At 57.9% G+C, this 14,241-nt stretch carries 22 protein-coding genes; 5 read left to right on the top strand and 17 right to left on the bottom strand.

Annotated features, from left to right (window positions below; all coding sequences use genetic code 11):
- Nucleotides 1-19: 19 nt before the first annotated feature.
- The 13 genes from rpsK to rpsH form a co-directional block, all read right to left on the bottom strand.
- Entirely contained in the window at nt 20-424 is a 405-nt protein-coding gene (rpsK, locus tag HMPREF2724_RS08530; RefSeq protein ID WP_034656521.1) for a 30S ribosomal protein S11, read from the bottom strand.
- Between the two features lie 3 nt (nt 425-427).
- A complete protein-coding gene (gene rpsM, locus HMPREF2724_RS08525) occupies nt 428-796 on the bottom strand; it encodes a 30S ribosomal protein S13 (protein WP_034656519.1) in 369 nt (122 codons plus the stop codon).
- A gap of 181 nt (nt 797-977) precedes the next feature.
- Nucleotides 978-1,196, bottom strand: coding sequence for a translation initiation factor IF-1 (infA, locus tag HMPREF2724_RS08520; protein WP_004566852.1), 219 nt, complete (start codon nt 1,194-1,196; stop codon nt 978-980).
- A gap of 266 nt (nt 1,197-1,462) precedes the next feature.
- Complete coding sequence (locus tag HMPREF2724_RS08515) at nt 1,463-2,299, bottom strand: L,D-transpeptidase (RefSeq protein WP_070456904.1); 837 nt, start codon at nt 2,297-2,299, stop codon at nt 1,463-1,465.
- A 72-nt stretch (nt 2,300-2,371) separates the two neighbouring features.
- Nucleotides 2,372-3,166 (bottom strand): type I methionyl aminopeptidase, encoded by a 795-nt coding sequence (gene map, locus HMPREF2724_RS08510; RefSeq protein WP_061920561.1) that lies wholly within the window; start codon nt 3,164-3,166, stop codon nt 2,372-2,374.
- A 6-nt stretch (nt 3,167-3,172) separates the two neighbouring features.
- Entirely contained in the window at nt 3,173-3,718 is a 546-nt protein-coding gene (locus tag HMPREF2724_RS08505; protein ID WP_061920557.1) for an adenylate kinase, read from the bottom strand.
- Nucleotides 3,718-5,043 (bottom strand): preprotein translocase subunit SecY, encoded by a 1,326-nt coding sequence (secY, locus tag HMPREF2724_RS08500; RefSeq protein WP_061920555.1) that lies wholly within the window; start codon nt 5,041-5,043, stop codon nt 3,718-3,720. Before secY ends, HMPREF2724_RS08505 begins: the two co-directional genes overlap by 1 nt.
- 247 nt (nt 5,044-5,290) lie before the next feature.
- Entirely contained in the window at nt 5,291-5,740 is a 450-nt protein-coding gene (gene rplO / locus HMPREF2724_RS08495; protein WP_061920553.1) for a 50S ribosomal protein L15, read from the bottom strand.
- 3 nt (nt 5,741-5,743) lie between these two features.
- On the bottom strand, nt 5,744-5,929 hold the full coding sequence (rpmD, locus tag HMPREF2724_RS08490; RefSeq protein WP_061920551.1) for a 50S ribosomal protein L30: 186 nt from the start codon (nt 5,927-5,929) through the stop codon (nt 5,744-5,746).
- Between the two features lie 3 nt (nt 5,930-5,932).
- Complete coding sequence (gene rpsE / locus HMPREF2724_RS08485; RefSeq protein ID WP_005527787.1) at nt 5,933-6,559, bottom strand: 30S ribosomal protein S5; 627 nt, start codon at nt 6,557-6,559, stop codon at nt 5,933-5,935.
- Nucleotides 6,560-6,599: 40 nt separating this feature from the next.
- The gene (rplR, locus tag HMPREF2724_RS08480; RefSeq protein ID WP_070588224.1) at nt 6,600-7,001 is read right to left on the bottom strand and encodes a 50S ribosomal protein L18; all 402 of its coding nucleotides are present in this window, start codon (nt 6,999-7,001) and stop codon (nt 6,600-6,602) included.
- A 3-nt stretch (nt 7,002-7,004) separates the two neighbouring features.
- Nucleotides 7,005-7,541, bottom strand: coding sequence for a 50S ribosomal protein L6 (gene rplF, locus HMPREF2724_RS08475; RefSeq protein WP_061920547.1), 537 nt, complete (start codon nt 7,539-7,541; stop codon nt 7,005-7,007).
- Nucleotides 7,542-7,555: 14 nt separating this feature from the next.
- A complete protein-coding gene (gene rpsH / locus HMPREF2724_RS08470; protein ID WP_061920544.1) occupies nt 7,556-7,939 on the bottom strand; it encodes a 30S ribosomal protein S8 in 384 nt (127 codons plus the stop codon).
- 353 nt (nt 7,940-8,292) lie between these two features.
- On the opposite strand from rpsH, the gene HMPREF2724_RS08465 reads away from it, so the two are divergent.
- Genes HMPREF2724_RS08465 through HMPREF2724_RS08455 form a run of 3 tightly spaced genes read left to right on the top strand, consistent with a single transcriptional unit; the run spans nt 8,293 to nt 10,129 of the window.
- Nucleotides 8,293-8,538 (top strand): DUF6457 domain-containing protein, encoded by a 246-nt coding sequence (locus HMPREF2724_RS08465; protein WP_061920542.1) that lies wholly within the window; start codon nt 8,293-8,295, stop codon nt 8,536-8,538.
- Entirely contained in the window at nt 8,538-9,380 is an 843-nt protein-coding gene (fdhD, locus tag HMPREF2724_RS08460) for a formate dehydrogenase accessory sulfurtransferase FdhD (RefSeq protein ID WP_061920540.1), read from the top strand. The genes HMPREF2724_RS08465 and fdhD overlap by 1 nt, the downstream gene beginning before the upstream one ends.
- Nucleotides 9,377-10,129 carry a B3/B4 domain-containing protein gene (locus tag HMPREF2724_RS08455; RefSeq protein ID WP_070456901.1) on the top strand — a complete coding sequence of 251 codons (753 nt, stop codon included), beginning with the start codon at nt 9,377-9,379 and terminating at the stop codon, nt 10,127-10,129. Before fdhD ends, HMPREF2724_RS08455 begins: the two co-directional genes overlap by 4 nt.
- Here HMPREF2724_RS08455 and HMPREF2724_RS08450 read toward each other — a convergent pair.
- On the bottom strand, nt 10,126-10,911 hold the full coding sequence (locus HMPREF2724_RS08450) for a formate/nitrite transporter family protein (protein ID WP_062035873.1): 786 nt from the start codon (nt 10,909-10,911) through the stop codon (nt 10,126-10,128). The two genes, HMPREF2724_RS08455 and HMPREF2724_RS08450, sit on opposite strands and share 4 nt — an antisense overlap.
- 677 nt (nt 10,912-11,588) lie before the next feature.
- Here HMPREF2724_RS08450 and HMPREF2724_RS08445 point away from each other — a divergent pair.
- Nucleotides 11,589-12,167: a sortase family protein gene (locus HMPREF2724_RS08445; RefSeq protein ID WP_246818237.1), complete on the top strand. Its 579-nt coding sequence runs from the start codon at nt 11,589-11,591 to the stop codon at nt 12,165-12,167.
- Nucleotides 12,168-12,313: 146 nt separating this feature from the next.
- On the top strand, nt 12,314-12,676 hold the full coding sequence (locus HMPREF2724_RS08440; RefSeq protein WP_070588221.1) for a hypothetical protein: 363 nt from the start codon (nt 12,314-12,316) through the stop codon (nt 12,674-12,676).
- A gap of 73 nt (nt 12,677-12,749) precedes the next feature.
- On the opposite strand, the gene rplE is transcribed toward HMPREF2724_RS08440, so the two are convergent.
- The 3 genes from rplE to rplN are packed head-to-tail and all read right to left on the bottom strand — an operon-like array spanning nt 12,750 to nt 13,991.
- Nucleotides 12,750-13,301: a 50S ribosomal protein L5 gene (gene rplE / locus HMPREF2724_RS08435; RefSeq protein WP_046646792.1), complete on the bottom strand. Its 552-nt coding sequence runs from the start codon at nt 13,299-13,301 to the stop codon at nt 12,750-12,752.
- Nucleotides 13,302-13,303: 2 nt separating this feature from the next.
- The gene (gene rplX, locus HMPREF2724_RS08430) at nt 13,304-13,618 is read right to left on the bottom strand and encodes a 50S ribosomal protein L24 (protein WP_005527724.1); all 315 of its coding nucleotides are present in this window, start codon (nt 13,616-13,618) and stop codon (nt 13,304-13,306) included.
- A 4-nt stretch (nt 13,619-13,622) separates the two neighbouring features.
- Nucleotides 13,623-13,991 carry a 50S ribosomal protein L14 gene (gene rplN, locus HMPREF2724_RS08425; protein WP_061920530.1) on the bottom strand — a complete coding sequence of 123 codons (369 nt, stop codon included), beginning with the start codon at nt 13,989-13,991 and terminating at the stop codon, nt 13,623-13,625.
- Between the last annotated feature and the right edge of the window lie 250 nt (nt 13,992-14,241).

Below are 14,241 nucleotides of genomic sequence, written 5' to 3'. Positions count from 1 at the left end.
TCTTACCTCTTCCTTTCCCTTAAACCTTGCGGCGCTTGGTTGGACGGCAGCCGTTGTGCGGCTGTGGGGTTGCATCCGTGATCGAGGAAACCTCGAGGCCTGCAGCCTGCAGGGAACGGATGGCGGTCTCGCGGCCGGAGCCCGGACCCTTAACAAATACGTCGACCTTCTTCATGCCGTGCTCCATTGCCTTACGAGCAGCGTTCTCAGCAGCCATTTGTGCAGCGAACGGAGTGGACTTACGGGAACCCTTGAAGCCAACGTGGCCGGAGGATGCCCAAGAGATAACAGCACCGGACGGGTCAGTGATAGACACGATGGTGTTGTTGAAGGTGGACTTGATGTAAGCGTGGCCTGCGGCCACATTCTTCTTTACGACGCGACGGCCAGTACGACGCGCGCCGGAGCGAGTCTTTGGAGGCATGAATTACTTCTTCTTTCCTGCGATCGTCTTCTTCGGGCCCTTGCGGGTACGAGCGTTGGTCTTGGTGCGCTGACCACGAACCGGCAGGCCACGACGGTGGCGAATGCCCTGGTAGCAACCAATTTCAATCTTGCGACGGATGTCAGCCTGAACCTGGCGGCGGAGGTCACCCTCGACCTTCCAGGTAGCTTCGATTACGTCACGCAGCGCCGACAGCTGATCATCGTCGAGGTTGTCGGTGCGCAGGTCAGGAGAAATGCCAGTCTTTTCCAGCAATTCCTTGGCACGGGTTGGACCGATGCCGTAGATGTAGGTGAGAGCGACCTCCATACGCTTGTTGCGTGGAAGGTCAACACCAGCTAGACGTGCCATGTGGCGTGTCCTTTCGGGTTGTTACGATGGTTTTCTCCCTATCCGCCCCGCTCCATGCAGCACTTCGCCCGGGCCGATGCCGGATCTGTGGGCTACTTACCAGTGCGGGCTCAGGCCATCGCAGCCTGAGGTGGGCTAGACATAGCGCCGCTATGTCAGAGGGTAAGGAGGCTTACAGTGTTTACTTGTAGCGGTAGACGATGCGTCCGCGGGTTAGGTCATAAGGGGACAGCTCTACAACCACGCGATCCTCTGGGAGGATGCGAATGTAGTGCTGACGCATCTTGCCAGAAATGTGTGCAAGAACTTTGTGTCCGTTGTCGAGCTCGACGCGGAACATTGCGTTTGGCAAAGGCTCGATAATACGACCCTCGACCTCGATTGCGCCTTCCTTAGCCATAACCTCTACTTTTCTAGGTGACTTCAAGTGAGTGTCACCTGCATGTTTGGTGTCTACTGCTTGGCGACGTCGCGGTAAATTAGACCGCAAACATACACCAGCGCTTTAGCATACGCTGCGTGCGAGCAATAAACAAACTCCTCTACCTGCGCACTCTTAGAGACACGCGCCAAAGCGGCAATAAAGCAAAAATTCTCCCCGGGGAATTATCTTCCACGGGGAGAATTCTCTTTGAAAGAGATTAAAAGCGTCTGCGCTTTGGATGCTTAGTAGATGAAAACCTTGGAGCCGACTGGCACATCGTTCCAGAAGCGAACAGCATCCTGATGCGACAGGTGGATGCAGCCGTTGGACTCGTAAGCCGGGGAACCCTCGTGGAAGGCGTGGCCGGAGTTGGTGAAGTACATGGAGTAAGGCATCGGCGCGTTACCGAACTCGCGGGAGATCTCGTCTTTGATCTTGCGGTTGATGTAGAAAGTGCCGCGCGGGGTTTCCTGACCTGCCATGCCAGCAGACATCGCAGATGCTACGTAAGAAACGTTGCCGTTGTCCTGCAGCCAGGTGCGCTTGCCGTTCAGGTCAACGCAGACGCGTGCATCCGCCGGGCAAGGGCCGCGGTCAAACTCGTTGCGCTTGCGCTGTGCTTCGGCCTCACGTGCAGCCGCCTCAGCCGCAGCATGTTCGCGTGCAACCTGCTCTGCGTGCGCACGCTCCTGCGCCTCACGTGCCGCACGTGCTTCCGCGTTCTTTTGGTCAATCAGGCCTGGGAAGATAGCGTTGACTGCAGCGTCAACAGCCGGCTGAATAGCATCTGCCGCAGCAGGGTTTAAAACCTTGACCTGATCGAGAATCTGATTACGCGTGTTCCAAGCCTGCTCGCGGGACTGACCGACGAAGTTATCGATCTGTGCGCGGGCGTCCGCGGTCAGGGCATCAATCTGTGCCTGCGCATCGGAGCTCATGGACTCGATGGAAGGAACGGTCTGTGCGGAAGCAGCTGGGGCGCCTGCCAAGACGGAGACGGTCATGACGCCGGCGGTCATAGGGGCAACTAGGGCACGACGTGCCTTAGAGGACACGTTGCGGGGGCGAAGTTTAGACATGGCAACGAGTATAGACCCTCACGTGGAATCCGCATACTCGACGCGACCCCAGTCCTCCCCCGTGATTTTCAGCTAATAGCGACGAGTAAGGATTCGCGGGCCGTTAGCGGTCGCGGCTACGGTGTGTTCCCAGTGAGCGGCGAGGCTGCCGTCAAGGGTGACCACAGTCCAATCGTCGTCAAGCACGGCGTTATCTTCCGTACCCAGGGTAAGCATCGGCTCAATCGCGAGAACGGAACCTTCTTGAATGAGCGGACCGCGGCCCGGCTTTCCTTCGTTCGCGAGATAAGGTTCTTCGTGCATGGTGTGGCCAATGCCGTGGCCGCCGTAGCCATCCACAATGAAAAGATCAACGCCGAACTTATCTTCAGCGCGGTAGGTTGCTTGCTCAAGAGCGTGCGAAACATCCGTCAAGCGGTTTCCCGGGACCATCGCCTTGAGCCCTTCAGCCAAAACCCATGCCGTGGCGTCGTTAAGCGCGGTTGCTTCGGGGGCCAGCTTGCCCACGCCGAAGGTCCACGCGCTGTCTCCTACCCAACCGTCGAGCGTTGCGCCGCAGTCGATGGAGACCAAGTCACCTTCCGCCAACACGATGTCTTTGCCCGGAATGCCGTGCACGATGACATCGTTGACGGAGGCACATATGGAACCCGGGAAGCCCTCGTATCCCTTGAAGGTAGGGGTAGCGCCCAAGTCCCTGATTGTTTGCTCGGCTACTTCATCGAGCTCGAGCGTAGATACGCCAGACGCCGCAGCGGCGCGCACGGCTTGCAATGCTTTGCCGACGATTTCTCCGGCGGCCTGCATCGCGTCCAGTTCACCTGGGGTGCGTGCGGGAATGGTTTTGCTGCGGCGTCTAAATCCCATGGCGTATTACTTGCCCATAGCCTTCAGGGTACGCTCGTTGATTTCCTCAACGGTGCCCTCAGCCTTGACGTTGATGATTTCATCGCCGTAGTGCTGGATGAGCGGGAAAGTCTCGTCGCGGTAGACGCCGAGTCGGGTGCGGATGGTCTCCTCGTTGTCATCAGCGCGGCCACGGGCCAGCATGCGCTCGACGACGACGTCCTCGGAAACCTCGAAGTTGATAACTCCGTCGAGCTTGACGCCCTTCTTCTCGAGCAGCTCGGCCAGAATGCCAGCCTGCTCCACGGTGCGTGGGAAGCCGTCCAGCAGGAAGCCGTTTGCAGCGTCGTCCTGGTTAAGGCGATCTTCAACCATGCGCGCGGTGACGTCGGTCGGAACGAGCTTGCCGGCATCAATGTAGGACTTTGCCTCAACGCCCAGCGGGGTGCCCTCACCAATGTTGGCGCGGAACAGGTCACCGGTGGAGATGTGCGGAACAGACAGCTTCTCGCTCAGGATTGCTGCTTGGGTGCCTTTGCCGGCACCGGGAGGGCCGAGGAGTACGTAACGCATTACTTGAGAAGTCCTTCGTAGTTGGATTGTAGGAGCTGGGACTCAATCTGCTTGACGGTAGTCAGAGCAACCGAGACCATAATCAGAATAGCGGTACCGCCGAAAGCGGAGGTGCCGTTTGCGGAAGAATGGCCAACGCCGAGATCCAGCAGGATATTCGGCAGAATAGCGATCAACGCAAGGTATAGGGAGCCTACGAACAGCAGACGGTTCATTACGAAGCCGAGGTACTGTGCGGTTGGGCGGCCCGGACGAATACCCGGGATGAAACCACCATACTTCTTCATGTTGTCTGCCTGCTCGGCAGGGTCATACTGCACCGAGACATAGAAGTAAGAGAAGAAGATGGTCAGCACGAAGTACAAGACGATGTACTGCCAGGAGCTCGGGGACTGCAGGTGCGCAATCACGTTACGCTGCCACCAGTTATCCGGCACGTTACCGGAACCAGAGTTAACGATCTGGGTGATAAGCACCGGCATATAGATTAGCGAGGACGCAAAGATAACCGGGATAACGCCGGCCTGGTTGACCTTCAGCGGCAGGTAGGTGGAGGAGCCACCGTACTGGCGGCGACCAACCATGCGCTTTGCGTACTGTACTGGGATGCGGCGCTGGCCCTGCTCGATAAAGGTAATGCCAACGACCAACACGATAAGACCCGCGGCGACCATGGCGAAGACCAGACCGCCGTTGTTCTGCATGATGCCCACGCCGTCGGTTGGCAAGCGCGTTGCAATGCCGGCGAAGATCATCAGGGACATGCCGTTGCCGATGCCCTTTTCAGTAATGAGCTCGCCCATCCACATAACGAGGATGGCGCCCGCGGTCATGGTGATGACCAGAACGATAAGGGTAAAGAAGTTACGGTCTTCAGCCAGAACCGGAACGCCCTGGCCCAGCAGCTGCTCGCGGTCCGCCAGGGCCACGATGCCGGAAGACTGCAGCAACGCCAGCGCGAGCGTGAGGTAACGCGTGTACTGCGTCATCTTGGCTTGACCGGACTGGCCTTCCTTCTTCAGCTGCTCAAAGTGCGGGATGACAACGGTCAGCAGCTGGACGATGATCGAAGCCGTAATATACGGCATGATGCCGATGGCGAAGATAGACAACTGCAAAAGCGCGCCACCTGAAAACAGGTTAATCACGGAATACAGATTGCCGGACTCCTCCGTCAGAGAACGCAAACGACCGGAGATCGAAGCGTAATCAACGCCCGGGGATGGAATCTGGGCGCCAATGCGGTAAGCAATAATCATCAAGATAGTGAAGATGATCTTCTTACGCAGGTCGGCGTCCTTAAAAGCCTGCAAAATGGCGGACACTACAAAATCCTCCTGGCCTTCCGGCGCTATCAACATTTAAGGGAAAATAGGTGACAACGCTCGGAGGTGGAACTCATCTGTCCCCTAACATGGGGAAGGTTGAACACTTATGACCATGCAAGCCTACCAGCCACGCGCTATTTAGCCACATTTAAGGTAAGGATTGCCAGCCAACTAATAAGGAAAGCGCCCGCCTCCCGATCACTCGGGAAAGCGGGCGCTTTAATGCTTTAAGTAACGCAGTTGATTACTTGGTTGCGGTGGCGGTGCCGCCAGCAGCCTCAATCTTCTCAACAGCGGACTTAGAGAACTTGTCAGCGGTGACATTCAGCTTGACGTTGATGTCGCCGTTGCCCAGAACCTTGACCGGCTGGTTCTTACGAACCAGGCCTGCGGAGACGAGATCTGCAACGGTGACGTCGCCACCGTTAGCGAATGCCTCTGCGAGGTCTGCAACGTTGACTACTTGGTACTCAACGTGGTTCGGGTTCTTGAAGCCCTTCAGCTTCGGCAGACGCATGTGGATCGGCATCTGGCCACCCTCGAAAGCAGCGGAAACCTGCTTACGAGCCTTGGTGCCCTTGGTACCGCGACCAGCGGTCTTACCCTTGGAAGCCTCACCGCGGCCGACGCGGGTCTTAGGCTTGTTTGCTCCTGCGGATGGGCGCAGGTCGTGCAGCTTGATGATATCAGCCATGGTTTACTCCCCTGCCACTTCTTCGACGGTGACCAAGTGGCGTACCTTCTGAACCATGCCGCGGATGATCGGGGTGTCCTGCTTTACAACAGACTGGCCGATCTTCTTGAGGCCGAGAGCCTCAATGTTCTTGCGGTGATTCGGCTTGGTACCCACCAGGCCCTTTACCTGAGTAATCTTCAGAGCCATTGCTTATGCCTCCTGACCTGCGCGCTTACGCAGCATCTGGGCCGGAGCAACCTCTTCGAGGGACTTGCCACGACGTGCGGCAACCTCTTCAGGGCGAACCAGCTGCTTGAGGCCGTCCACGGTAGCGCGGACGACGTTGAGGGCGTTGTCGGAGCCGAGGGACTTCGACAGAATGTCCTGCACACCAGCGCACTCGAGCACCGGACGTGCAGCACCACCGGCAATAACACCGGTACCAGGTGCGGCAGGCTTCATCATGACGATGCCAGCTGCGTCGCGACCCTCGACCGGGTGGGTGATGGTGCCGGCGATCATCGGGACGCGGAAGAAGTTCTTGCGAGCCTCTTCTGCACCCTTCTGAATTGCGGCAGGGACTTCCTTAGCCTTGCCGTAGCCAACGCCAACCATGCCCTGGCCATCGCCTACGACGACGAGAGCGGTAAAGGACATGTTGCGGCCACCCTTAACGGTCTTGGAGACGCGATTGATGGTGACTACGCGCTCGATGTACTTATCGCGCTCGTTGTCCTGCTGATTACGACGATCGTTGCGACGACCGCCATTGTTGCGGTCGTTATTACGACCGTTCTCGGCGGAGCGTCCGCCGTCACGCTTTTCACGGTCCGACATTAGGCGTTCCTTCCGTTGATGTTTCCGTTTGCCATGATCATTAGAACTTCAGACCACCTTCACGAGCTGCCTCTGCGAGAGCGGCAACGCGACCGTGGTACTTGTAGCCAGCACGGTCGAAGACAACTGCCTCGATGCCAGCAGCCTTGGCGCGCTCAGCGATCAAGGCGCCAACCTTTGCGGCCTTTGCCTTCTTGTCGCCCTCGAGCGCACGAACGTCAGCTTCCATGGAGGAAGCTGCGACCAAGGTGTGGCCAGCCAGGTCGTCGATGACCTGGACGTGCATGTGGCGGGAAGAGCGGTGAACGACCAGACGCGGTGCCTCAGGGGTGCCGCGCAGGGTCTTACGGATGCGGAAGTGACGGCGTGCGCGTGCTTCGCGACGGCGGGAGGAGATGTCCTTGCCGATTGGGGTGCGCTTTGCGTTTTCAGTGTAAGCCATTGCTTACTTACCCGTCTTTCCGACCTTGCGGCGGACCTGCTCGCCTTCGTAACGAATGCCCTTGCCCTTGTAAGGATCGTCCTTACGCAGGCGGCGAATGTTAGCGGCGACCTGTCCGACCTTTTGCTTGTCAATACCAGATACGGAGAGCTTGGTTGCGCCATCCACAGCGAAGGTGATGCCCTCCGGAGCCTTGATGAGGATCGGGTGGGAGTAACCCAGAGAAAACTCGAGGTCGCTACCCTTCTGCTGAACACGGTAGCCGACACCGAAGATTTCCATCTTGATGGTGTAGCCCTCGGTCACGCCAATAACTGCGTTGTTGACGAGAGAGCGAGACAGGCCGTGCAGAGCGCGGTTCTTGCGGTCATCATCTGGACGGGAAACCGTGATTACGGAATCCTCGACTGCGATGGTGATTGGCTCTGGCAGAACGACGGTCTGGGTACCCTTGGAACCCTTAACCTCGACCTCCTGGCCGTTTACCTTGATTTCAACGCCGGATGGTACGGCGATTGGTGCTAGACCGATACGAGACATGTGTCAATCCTCCCTTACCAGACGTAGGCGAGAACTTCTCCGCCTACGCCCTTCTCCTGAGCCTGACGGTCGGTCAGCAGACCCTGAGACGTGGAGATGATAGCCACGCCCAGGCCGCCAAGGACCTTCGGCAGATTGGTGGACTTTGCGTACACACGCAGACCCGGCTTAGACACGCGACGCAGGCCAGAGATGGAGCGCTCACGGTTGTTGTACTTGAGGGTGAGCTCGAGCTCGCGGCCCTCAACGGAGTAGTCAGCGATGTAGCCTTCCTGCTTCAAGATGTCGGCGATGTTTGCCTTGATCTTGGAGGTCGGCATCGACACGGTGTCGTGGTGCGCATGGCTTGCGTTGCGCACGCGCGACAGCATGTCGGCGATAGGATCAGTCATGGTCATGTGAGTGACCGTTACCTTTCTCGTTGCGGTTCCCGTACCCACCAAAGCGTTTTCCGTGTGATTTCGGGCTACTCACGCTCCTCACGGTCAATACCGTAAGGCGCTCGCCACCCTTTGATACATACAACGGGCCGCCGAAAACGGCGGGGGGCCTACAACAAAGTTGATGATGTTCAGTTCTTGATTCAGGCTCTACGTTTCTGCAGCTTGTAGGGCTAGATTTCATTTGCCATCTGGGCACACTACAGCCTCGACGTGAGTCCGAACTGCAACACTACCCGCTAACCTGCAGTTTTCCAAATCTTTTTTAGCGTCGAAGCTGCATGTCACTCTCGAGGACTAGAGTGGCCGTCATGACTGCAGAAAATGACCCTATCCACTCCGCCCACCAGTGGTTGGAGGAAGCGGCAGAACTAATCGGCGTCGACAAGCAAGATGCCACTGCCTTGACCCGTGAGCTGCTCGACCTTACCCGCGACGTCGCACACAGCACCTCGCGCCCGGCCGCTCCCCTGACGGCATATTTGGTTGGGTTGGCCTCGCGGGACTCGGACGAGGCGCGCGCGAACATCGCCAAACTGCGGACGGAGCTGAACTAGTGGCGGGCCGGGCAACAAAGTCCTTTGCTGTTACCAAGGTTCACTTGGATGGCACGGAGGTAACCCAGGTGGATACCCGCGCCGACATCGTCACTGGCGAGGAGCCGCTGGAGATTCGTGTCGGCGGGCAGACCCTGACCACCACCATGCGCACTCCGGGCCATGATATTGAGCTAGCTCATGGCTTTTTGCATTCTGAGGGCCATATCGCCACGCTTGCCGACGTCTCCGAAGCCCGCTACTGCGCTGGTTCCACCGTGGACGGTATGAACACCTATAACCTGCTGGATATCGATCTGGCCCAGAAGAATGTCATTGGGCTAAAAGATCTGCGGCTTACGCTCACCAACTCCGCGTGCGGCGTATGCGGCACCAGCTCCATCGAGGATTTAAACAAGAAATCGCGCTACGCGCTCCCCAACATCCAGATTGACCCAGCCGTGGTTGCGCAGCTGCCCGAAAAGCTGCGCGCCGAGCAAAAGCTCTTCCGCAAGACCGGTGGTATCCACGCCGCCGGCGCATTCACCTTAGACGGCAAGCCCATCGTTGTGCGAGAGGACGTCGGCAGGCACAACGCAGCAGACAAGGTCATCGGGCACCTGCTCCTTGAAGATCGCCTGCCCGCAGACGACCTTATTTTGGTTATGAGCTCCCGCGCCAGCTTCGAGCTTGTACAAAAGGCAGCAATGGCCGGGTTCGGTATGCTCGTTGCTGTTAGCGCGGCTTCCTCGCTCGCTGTGGAGACTGCCCGGGAGACTGGCATGGCTTTGGTAGGGTTTGCCCGCGGCGATCGTTTCAACATCTACGCAGGTGAACTCAAGCCAGGAGAACTCAAGCGATGAGCAACCACTCTTCAAAAAAGATCCGCAGTACTGGGGAACTCATCGAGTTCCTTGCTGACGCCAGCATCAGCCCCGAGGTCGCGGCCTTACGTCCCGACTACCGCGCGCTGCTCATCGCCGTCGATGGCATCACGCCTGCGCCTTCCGACGCCCACTCGGAGCAGCTCTTGCGCAACGCCGAAGACGTTGCCCGCGCACGCTTGGGCAAGTGCGCCGTCACGGACTTCCCGCACATCGCAGCATGGCGCAAGGCTTATCAAGGATTCGGCGCGAAGCCATCGCGAACCCGCAACAGCACGGAGGCGCTCATACGCCGCGCGGAAAAGGGGCTGCCTCGCATCAACCGCCTCACGGACATCTATAACTCGCTGTCCGTGACTTACGAGATCCCCTTCGGCGGCGAAGACCTGAACGCCTATGTATCCGCTCCACAGCTGGTGCGAGCTACTGGTGCTGAGAACTTCGCCACTATGGACAAAGGCGAGCCTGTAACCGAGCATCCTGAACCGGGCGAGGTGGTCTGGCTCGATGCGAACGGGGTCACATGCCGCCGCTGGAATTGGCGCCAGTGCACCCGCACGGCGCTGCACGACGACACCACTGCGGCGCTGTTCATCCTCGATGCACTGGAACCTGTCGACGACGTCGAGCTGCGCGCTGTGGGTGAAAACCTAATCGACGAGCTCCGGGAGTATTCCTCGGAACTCGTCGTTGCAATGCGCATCCTGCGCGCAGAAGATAATGATTAGTCGCGGTAAGCCTCAGGGCCCTTGTTGAGCCAAGCGTAAACGCCACCAATGAGGAAGCCGCCGCCGATGACGTTGCCCACCCAAACCAGCGACCAGTTGGTGAGAACAGCGCCCAGGGTAAAGCCATCCGGCAGTGGGTTAGAGCAGAAGAAGGTCAGCGTCATCAAGCAGAAGTTTGCGATGACGTGCTCGAGGCTAAGGCCCACGAAGCAGGCGATGATCGGCACGATGACGAAGAACTTCGAGACGATGTCCTTGGCAAAGACAGCACCGACGATGGCCATGTTGACCACGAAGTTTGCGAGGATGCCCTCAACCAGCAGGCCGCCTGGGCCCTTTTCTAGTTTGCCCATGGACAGCGTTGCGATGAGGTGCGATGGGTCAATGTGCCCCAGCTTCGCGGAAACACCCATGGCAGCGGCGAAGAGTACGGCACCAACAAAGTTGAAGAATGTGGTGACGATGAGCAGCCAAAAGCCCTTGCCCCAGCCCACCTGTTTATTGATGGCACCGTAGACGACGTACATCATGCTGCCGGTAGCAAGCTCCGCGCCGAGGATGACGATGGCGAAAAGTCCAAGGCCGAAAAGCATGGCGAAGACTGGTGCACCCAGGCCCTTTGCGTGCTTGTCGACGGCCTGACCTACGACGGCCGCGAAACCGGTACCGATGGCGAGATAGACGCCGGCCAGGATTGCACGTACCGCGAAGCGGGCGAAGGACTCGTCGAGCAGAGTCACTTTCTTCTTAATTGCTGCTGCAGCAGATTCGTTGAGAGACACGAAGCTTCCTTTACCTAGAGTTATAACTGCGATAACACTACAGCGAAGTTCCAGGCTGCGCCAACAACTTTATGCCCACCACACGTGGGTATTTTCCGCGGTTATTGTTGCTAACGCCTGCCAAGGATTAAAGTTAGTTAGAAAATTCACTTACTTTTAGAACCCACCTCCCTCACCCCCTGGAGCCGCCGCCCATGCCCCCGCGTTATCCTCACGATCTGCCAGATCACAGCGCAGATCACACGCGCCCCCGGGCAGCCAGGACCAGCAGCACCAGCGCCAGTACACAGCGCCGCCCCATCAATAGCAGACCCATCGATACCCGCCGCGCCGGCAACGGCAACCCCGACGGCGAGCGCACCTACGTGCGGCGCACTCCCCCAACGCCAACGACGCCGAGGCCACCAACATCAGCAGCGGCAGCGCCGAAGCCACTACCTAACCGCCAAAAGCGCAGCCCCCAGCCAAAGTCGCAAAGCACGGGTGGCCGCCACCGCGCGCCAGAAACGACCACGCCGGCGCTCCATACTCGCGCGCTGGAATTGTGGTCCAGCTCGGGCAAGTTCCGTATTACGGTTGGTGTCCTTGCAAGTGCGGTCCTTGCAAGTGTGGCTCTTGCCGCCACGATGCATCACGTGGTCGATCCTCCTGAAGGACTAGAAAGCAACCAAGTCCCTGTGGCAGCTGCTCCAGTCATTGAGCCCTCCGCCGCAGTTGAGATGTTCATCCCTGCAATCGAGGTCCATGCCGAATTTGAAGATGGCTCCTGCCGCGTCAAAGACGGCGCGATTAACCCGGATACGATGACGGAGGCCTGCACTTATACCGCTGCGGACCGTCCGTATTCGCTGCCAGGCACTAATGCGCCAGACATCACCGTCATCGCCGGACACACCGGCGCCGGCGTTCCCGGTGTCTTCAACAACCTCTACGACGGCGGCGCAAACAAGCACAAGGTCGCCCTCGGCGACAAGCTCTACCTGCGCACTGCAAACTCCGGCGACAACTGGCTGGTCTACAGCGCCACCGACATGCACGACCCAGTAAAAGAAGGCCTCGCCGAAGACACCACAATCTGGGGCGAAGGCCCCATGCCAGGCCGCCTTCTCACCATCAGCTGCATTCAGCCGCTCAACCTCCTTGAAGCCTCCGTGCGCAATGCAGTGGTGGGCTGGCAATTTGAAGGTATAACTACTTCAGACGCTACCGGAGTAGAAGCACCATTAGATGTCCCCAACGGTCAATCGATGGGTTAGGAATAGTAAAAGCCCCAAAACCCGTTTAAGTCTAATGTCCCATTGTTCCCTTGTGCTCGCTGCTTAGGGTTTATAAATGCAAACTTCCAAACGCTATGAGACTATGACCACTAAAGAAAAGTATTTTCATAGAAGAGGGATTTTGCTTGACTAGTAAGAAGTTCAGAGCACCGCGGACAGAATTGACTCTCGCCTTGCTCGGAATTGTCCTTATTTGCCTAGGAAAAATTCTGTCAGCGGGTGTTCTTGGAGTAATTGGTATTCCACTACTCGTAGTATCGCTGCTCGCAGCGCTCATGACTTTGGGCCTCTCGCTACTGAGCTCCAAAGGCCAATTCATCGGCTTGGCTTTCGGCGCTATCCTCACTGCATTCGGCCTGTGGTATGGACTTAGCAAGGCCGGTGACGCAGAGATTTTCTCGCCTGCACTTCTTGGATACGTGGGCGGCGCGATGATGCTGTCCACGTTGCTAAATATCCTCAAACGTTCAAAGGACACTCAAGGTTAAGACACCTAAAACAGCATCACCCATAAAGCGAAACGCCCCCACCAAAAGGTGAGGGCGAAAAGCTTAAGCCGCTTTACTTGAACGGGAAACCGAGCTCCTTGAGGAGGCGGCGGCCTTCTTCGTCGTTGGTAGCGGTGGTGACAACGGTGATGTCCATACCACGTGGGCGGTCAACCTTGTCGATGTCGATCTCGTAGAACATGGTCTGCTCGGTGAGACCGAAGGTGTAGTTGCCGTGGCCATCGAACTGCTGATCGGACAGACCGCGGAAGTCGCGAATACGCGGCAGCGCGATGGTCAGCAGGCGGTCCAGGAACTCCCACATGCGGTCGCCACGCAGGGTGACGCGGGCGCCGATTGGCATACCCTCACGCAGCTTGAAGTTCGCGATGGACTTCTTTGCGCGACGCAGCTGCGGCTTCTGGCCGGTGATCGCGGTGAGGTCCTCGAGAGCGCCGTTGATCAGCTTGGAGTCACGTGCAGCGTCGCCAACACCCATGTTGACAACAACCTTGGTGACACCTGGGATCTGCATGACGTTGTCGTAGTTGAACTCGTCGTTCAGGGTCTTCTTGATTTCCTCGCGGTAGCGGGTCTTCAGACGCGGAGTGTAGTTCTCGCTCATGATTAGATGTCCTTCCCGTTGCTACGTGCGATGCGGACCTTCTTGCCGTTTTCATCGAAACGGTAGCCCACGCGGGTCGGATTGCCCTCGGAGTCAACGATTGCAACGTTAGAAACGTGGATCGGAGCTTCCTGGGTAACGATTCCGCCGGACTCGGCGCCACGCTCGGTAGCGGAGTTAGCAACGTGCTTCTTCACGCGGTTGACGCCCTCAACGAGGACCTTATCGCGCTTCGGGTATGCTTCGATGACCTTGCCCTTCGCGCCCTTGTCAGGACCCGAAATAACAATCACCATATCGCCCTTATGAATCTTCATAAGACTAGATCACCTCCGGTGCGAGAGAAACGATCTTCATGAACTTCTTGTCACGAAGCTCGCGAGCAACTGGGCCGAAGATACGGGTACCACGTGGCTCGTTGTCGCCCTTGAGAATGACTGCAGCATTCTCATCGAAGCGAATGTAAGAACCGTCCGGACGACGGGTCTCCTTCTTTGCACGGACGACGACAGCCTTAACGACGTCACCTTCCTTAACGTTGCCGCCTGGGACGGCATCCTTGACAGTGGCGACGATTACGTCGCCGATGCCAGCGAAGCGTCGAACGGAGCCACCGAGAACGCGGATGCACAGAATCTCACGTGCACCAGAGTTGTCGGCGACGCGCAGACGGGATTCTTGCTGAATCACTATGGGTCTCCTGACCTGGATTGATGTGCGGTAAGATTTCCGTCCTTACCGCACGCGGTCTACAAACTTGCGATGCTCAAGCCTTGACAACGGATTACACCGAAGGGTCTCGGACCGGCGGTTCGGAAACGCACCGCTACGGGCCGACCAGCTTTTGCAACCTATACATTCAACCACACGCCAGCACCCTTACCAAAACGCTGCTCGACGGCTGTCGACGCCCATTACGTTGTTAGCAGTTCCACCCCAG

Origin of the sequence: Corynebacterium sp. HMSC071F07, from assembly GCF_001810285.1 — a bacterium.
Lineage (GTDB): Bacteria > Actinomycetota > Actinomycetes > Mycobacteriales > Mycobacteriaceae > Corynebacterium > Corynebacterium simulans.
Note: the sequence above shows the minus strand (reverse complement) of the source record. Positions and strands in the feature narration are given on the sequence as shown.

Excerpts from the sequence above, each read along its gene's own strand:
- rpsH (WP_061920544.1), bottom strand. The coding sequence starts at position 7,939 with ATGACCATGACTGATCCTATCGCCGACATGCTGTCGCGCGTGCGCAAC.
- HMPREF2724_RS08455 (WP_070456901.1), top strand. The coding sequence starts at position 9,377 with ATGAGCAACCACTCTTCAAAAAAGATCCGCAGTACTGGGGAACTCATC.
- rplF (WP_061920547.1), bottom strand. The coding sequence starts at position 7,541 with ATGTCTCGTATCGGTCTAGCACCAATCGCCGTACCATCCGGCGTTGAA.
- rpsK (WP_034656521.1), bottom strand. The coding sequence starts at position 424 with ATGCCTCCAAAGACTCGCTCCGGCGCGCGTCGTACTGGCCGTCGCGTC.
- rpsE (WP_005527787.1), bottom strand. The coding sequence starts at position 6,559 with ATGTCGGACCGTGAAAAGCGTGACGGCGGACGCTCCGCCGAGAACGGT.
- rplE (WP_046646792.1), bottom strand. The coding sequence starts at position 13,301 with ATGAGCGAGAACTACACTCCGCGTCTGAAGACCCGCTACCGCGAGGAA.
- rpmD (WP_061920551.1), bottom strand. The coding sequence starts at position 5,929 with ATGGCTCTGAAGATTACTCAGGTAAAGGGCCTGGTGGGTACCAAGCCG.
- infA (WP_004566852.1), bottom strand. The coding sequence starts at position 1,196 with ATGGCTAAGGAAGGCGCAATCGAGGTCGAGGGTCGTATTATCGAGCCT.
- rpsM (WP_034656519.1), bottom strand. The coding sequence starts at position 796 with ATGGCACGTCTAGCTGGTGTTGACCTTCCACGCAACAAGCGTATGGAG.
- rplR (WP_070588224.1), bottom strand. The coding sequence starts at position 7,001 with ATGGCTTACACTGAAAACGCAAAGCGCACCCCAATCGGCAAGGACATC.
- rplO (WP_061920553.1), bottom strand. The coding sequence starts at position 5,740 with ATGGCTGATATCATCAAGCTGCACGACCTGCGCCCATCCGCAGGAGCA.
- rplX (WP_005527724.1), bottom strand. The coding sequence starts at position 13,618 with ATGAAGATTCATAAGGGCGATATGGTGATTGTTATTTCGGGTCCTGAC.
- map (WP_061920561.1), bottom strand. The coding sequence starts at position 3,166 with ATGGGATTTAGACGCCGCAGCAAAACCATTCCCGCACGCACCCCAGGT.
- HMPREF2724_RS08465 (WP_061920542.1), top strand. The coding sequence starts at position 8,293 with ATGACTGCAGAAAATGACCCTATCCACTCCGCCCACCAGTGGTTGGAG.
- HMPREF2724_RS08505 (WP_061920557.1), bottom strand. The coding sequence starts at position 3,718 with ATGCGTTACGTACTCCTCGGCCCTCCCGGTGCCGGCAAAGGCACCCAA.
- HMPREF2724_RS08515 (WP_070456904.1), bottom strand. The coding sequence starts at position 2,299 with ATGTCTAAACTTCGCCCCCGCAACGTGTCCTCTAAGGCACGTCGTGCC.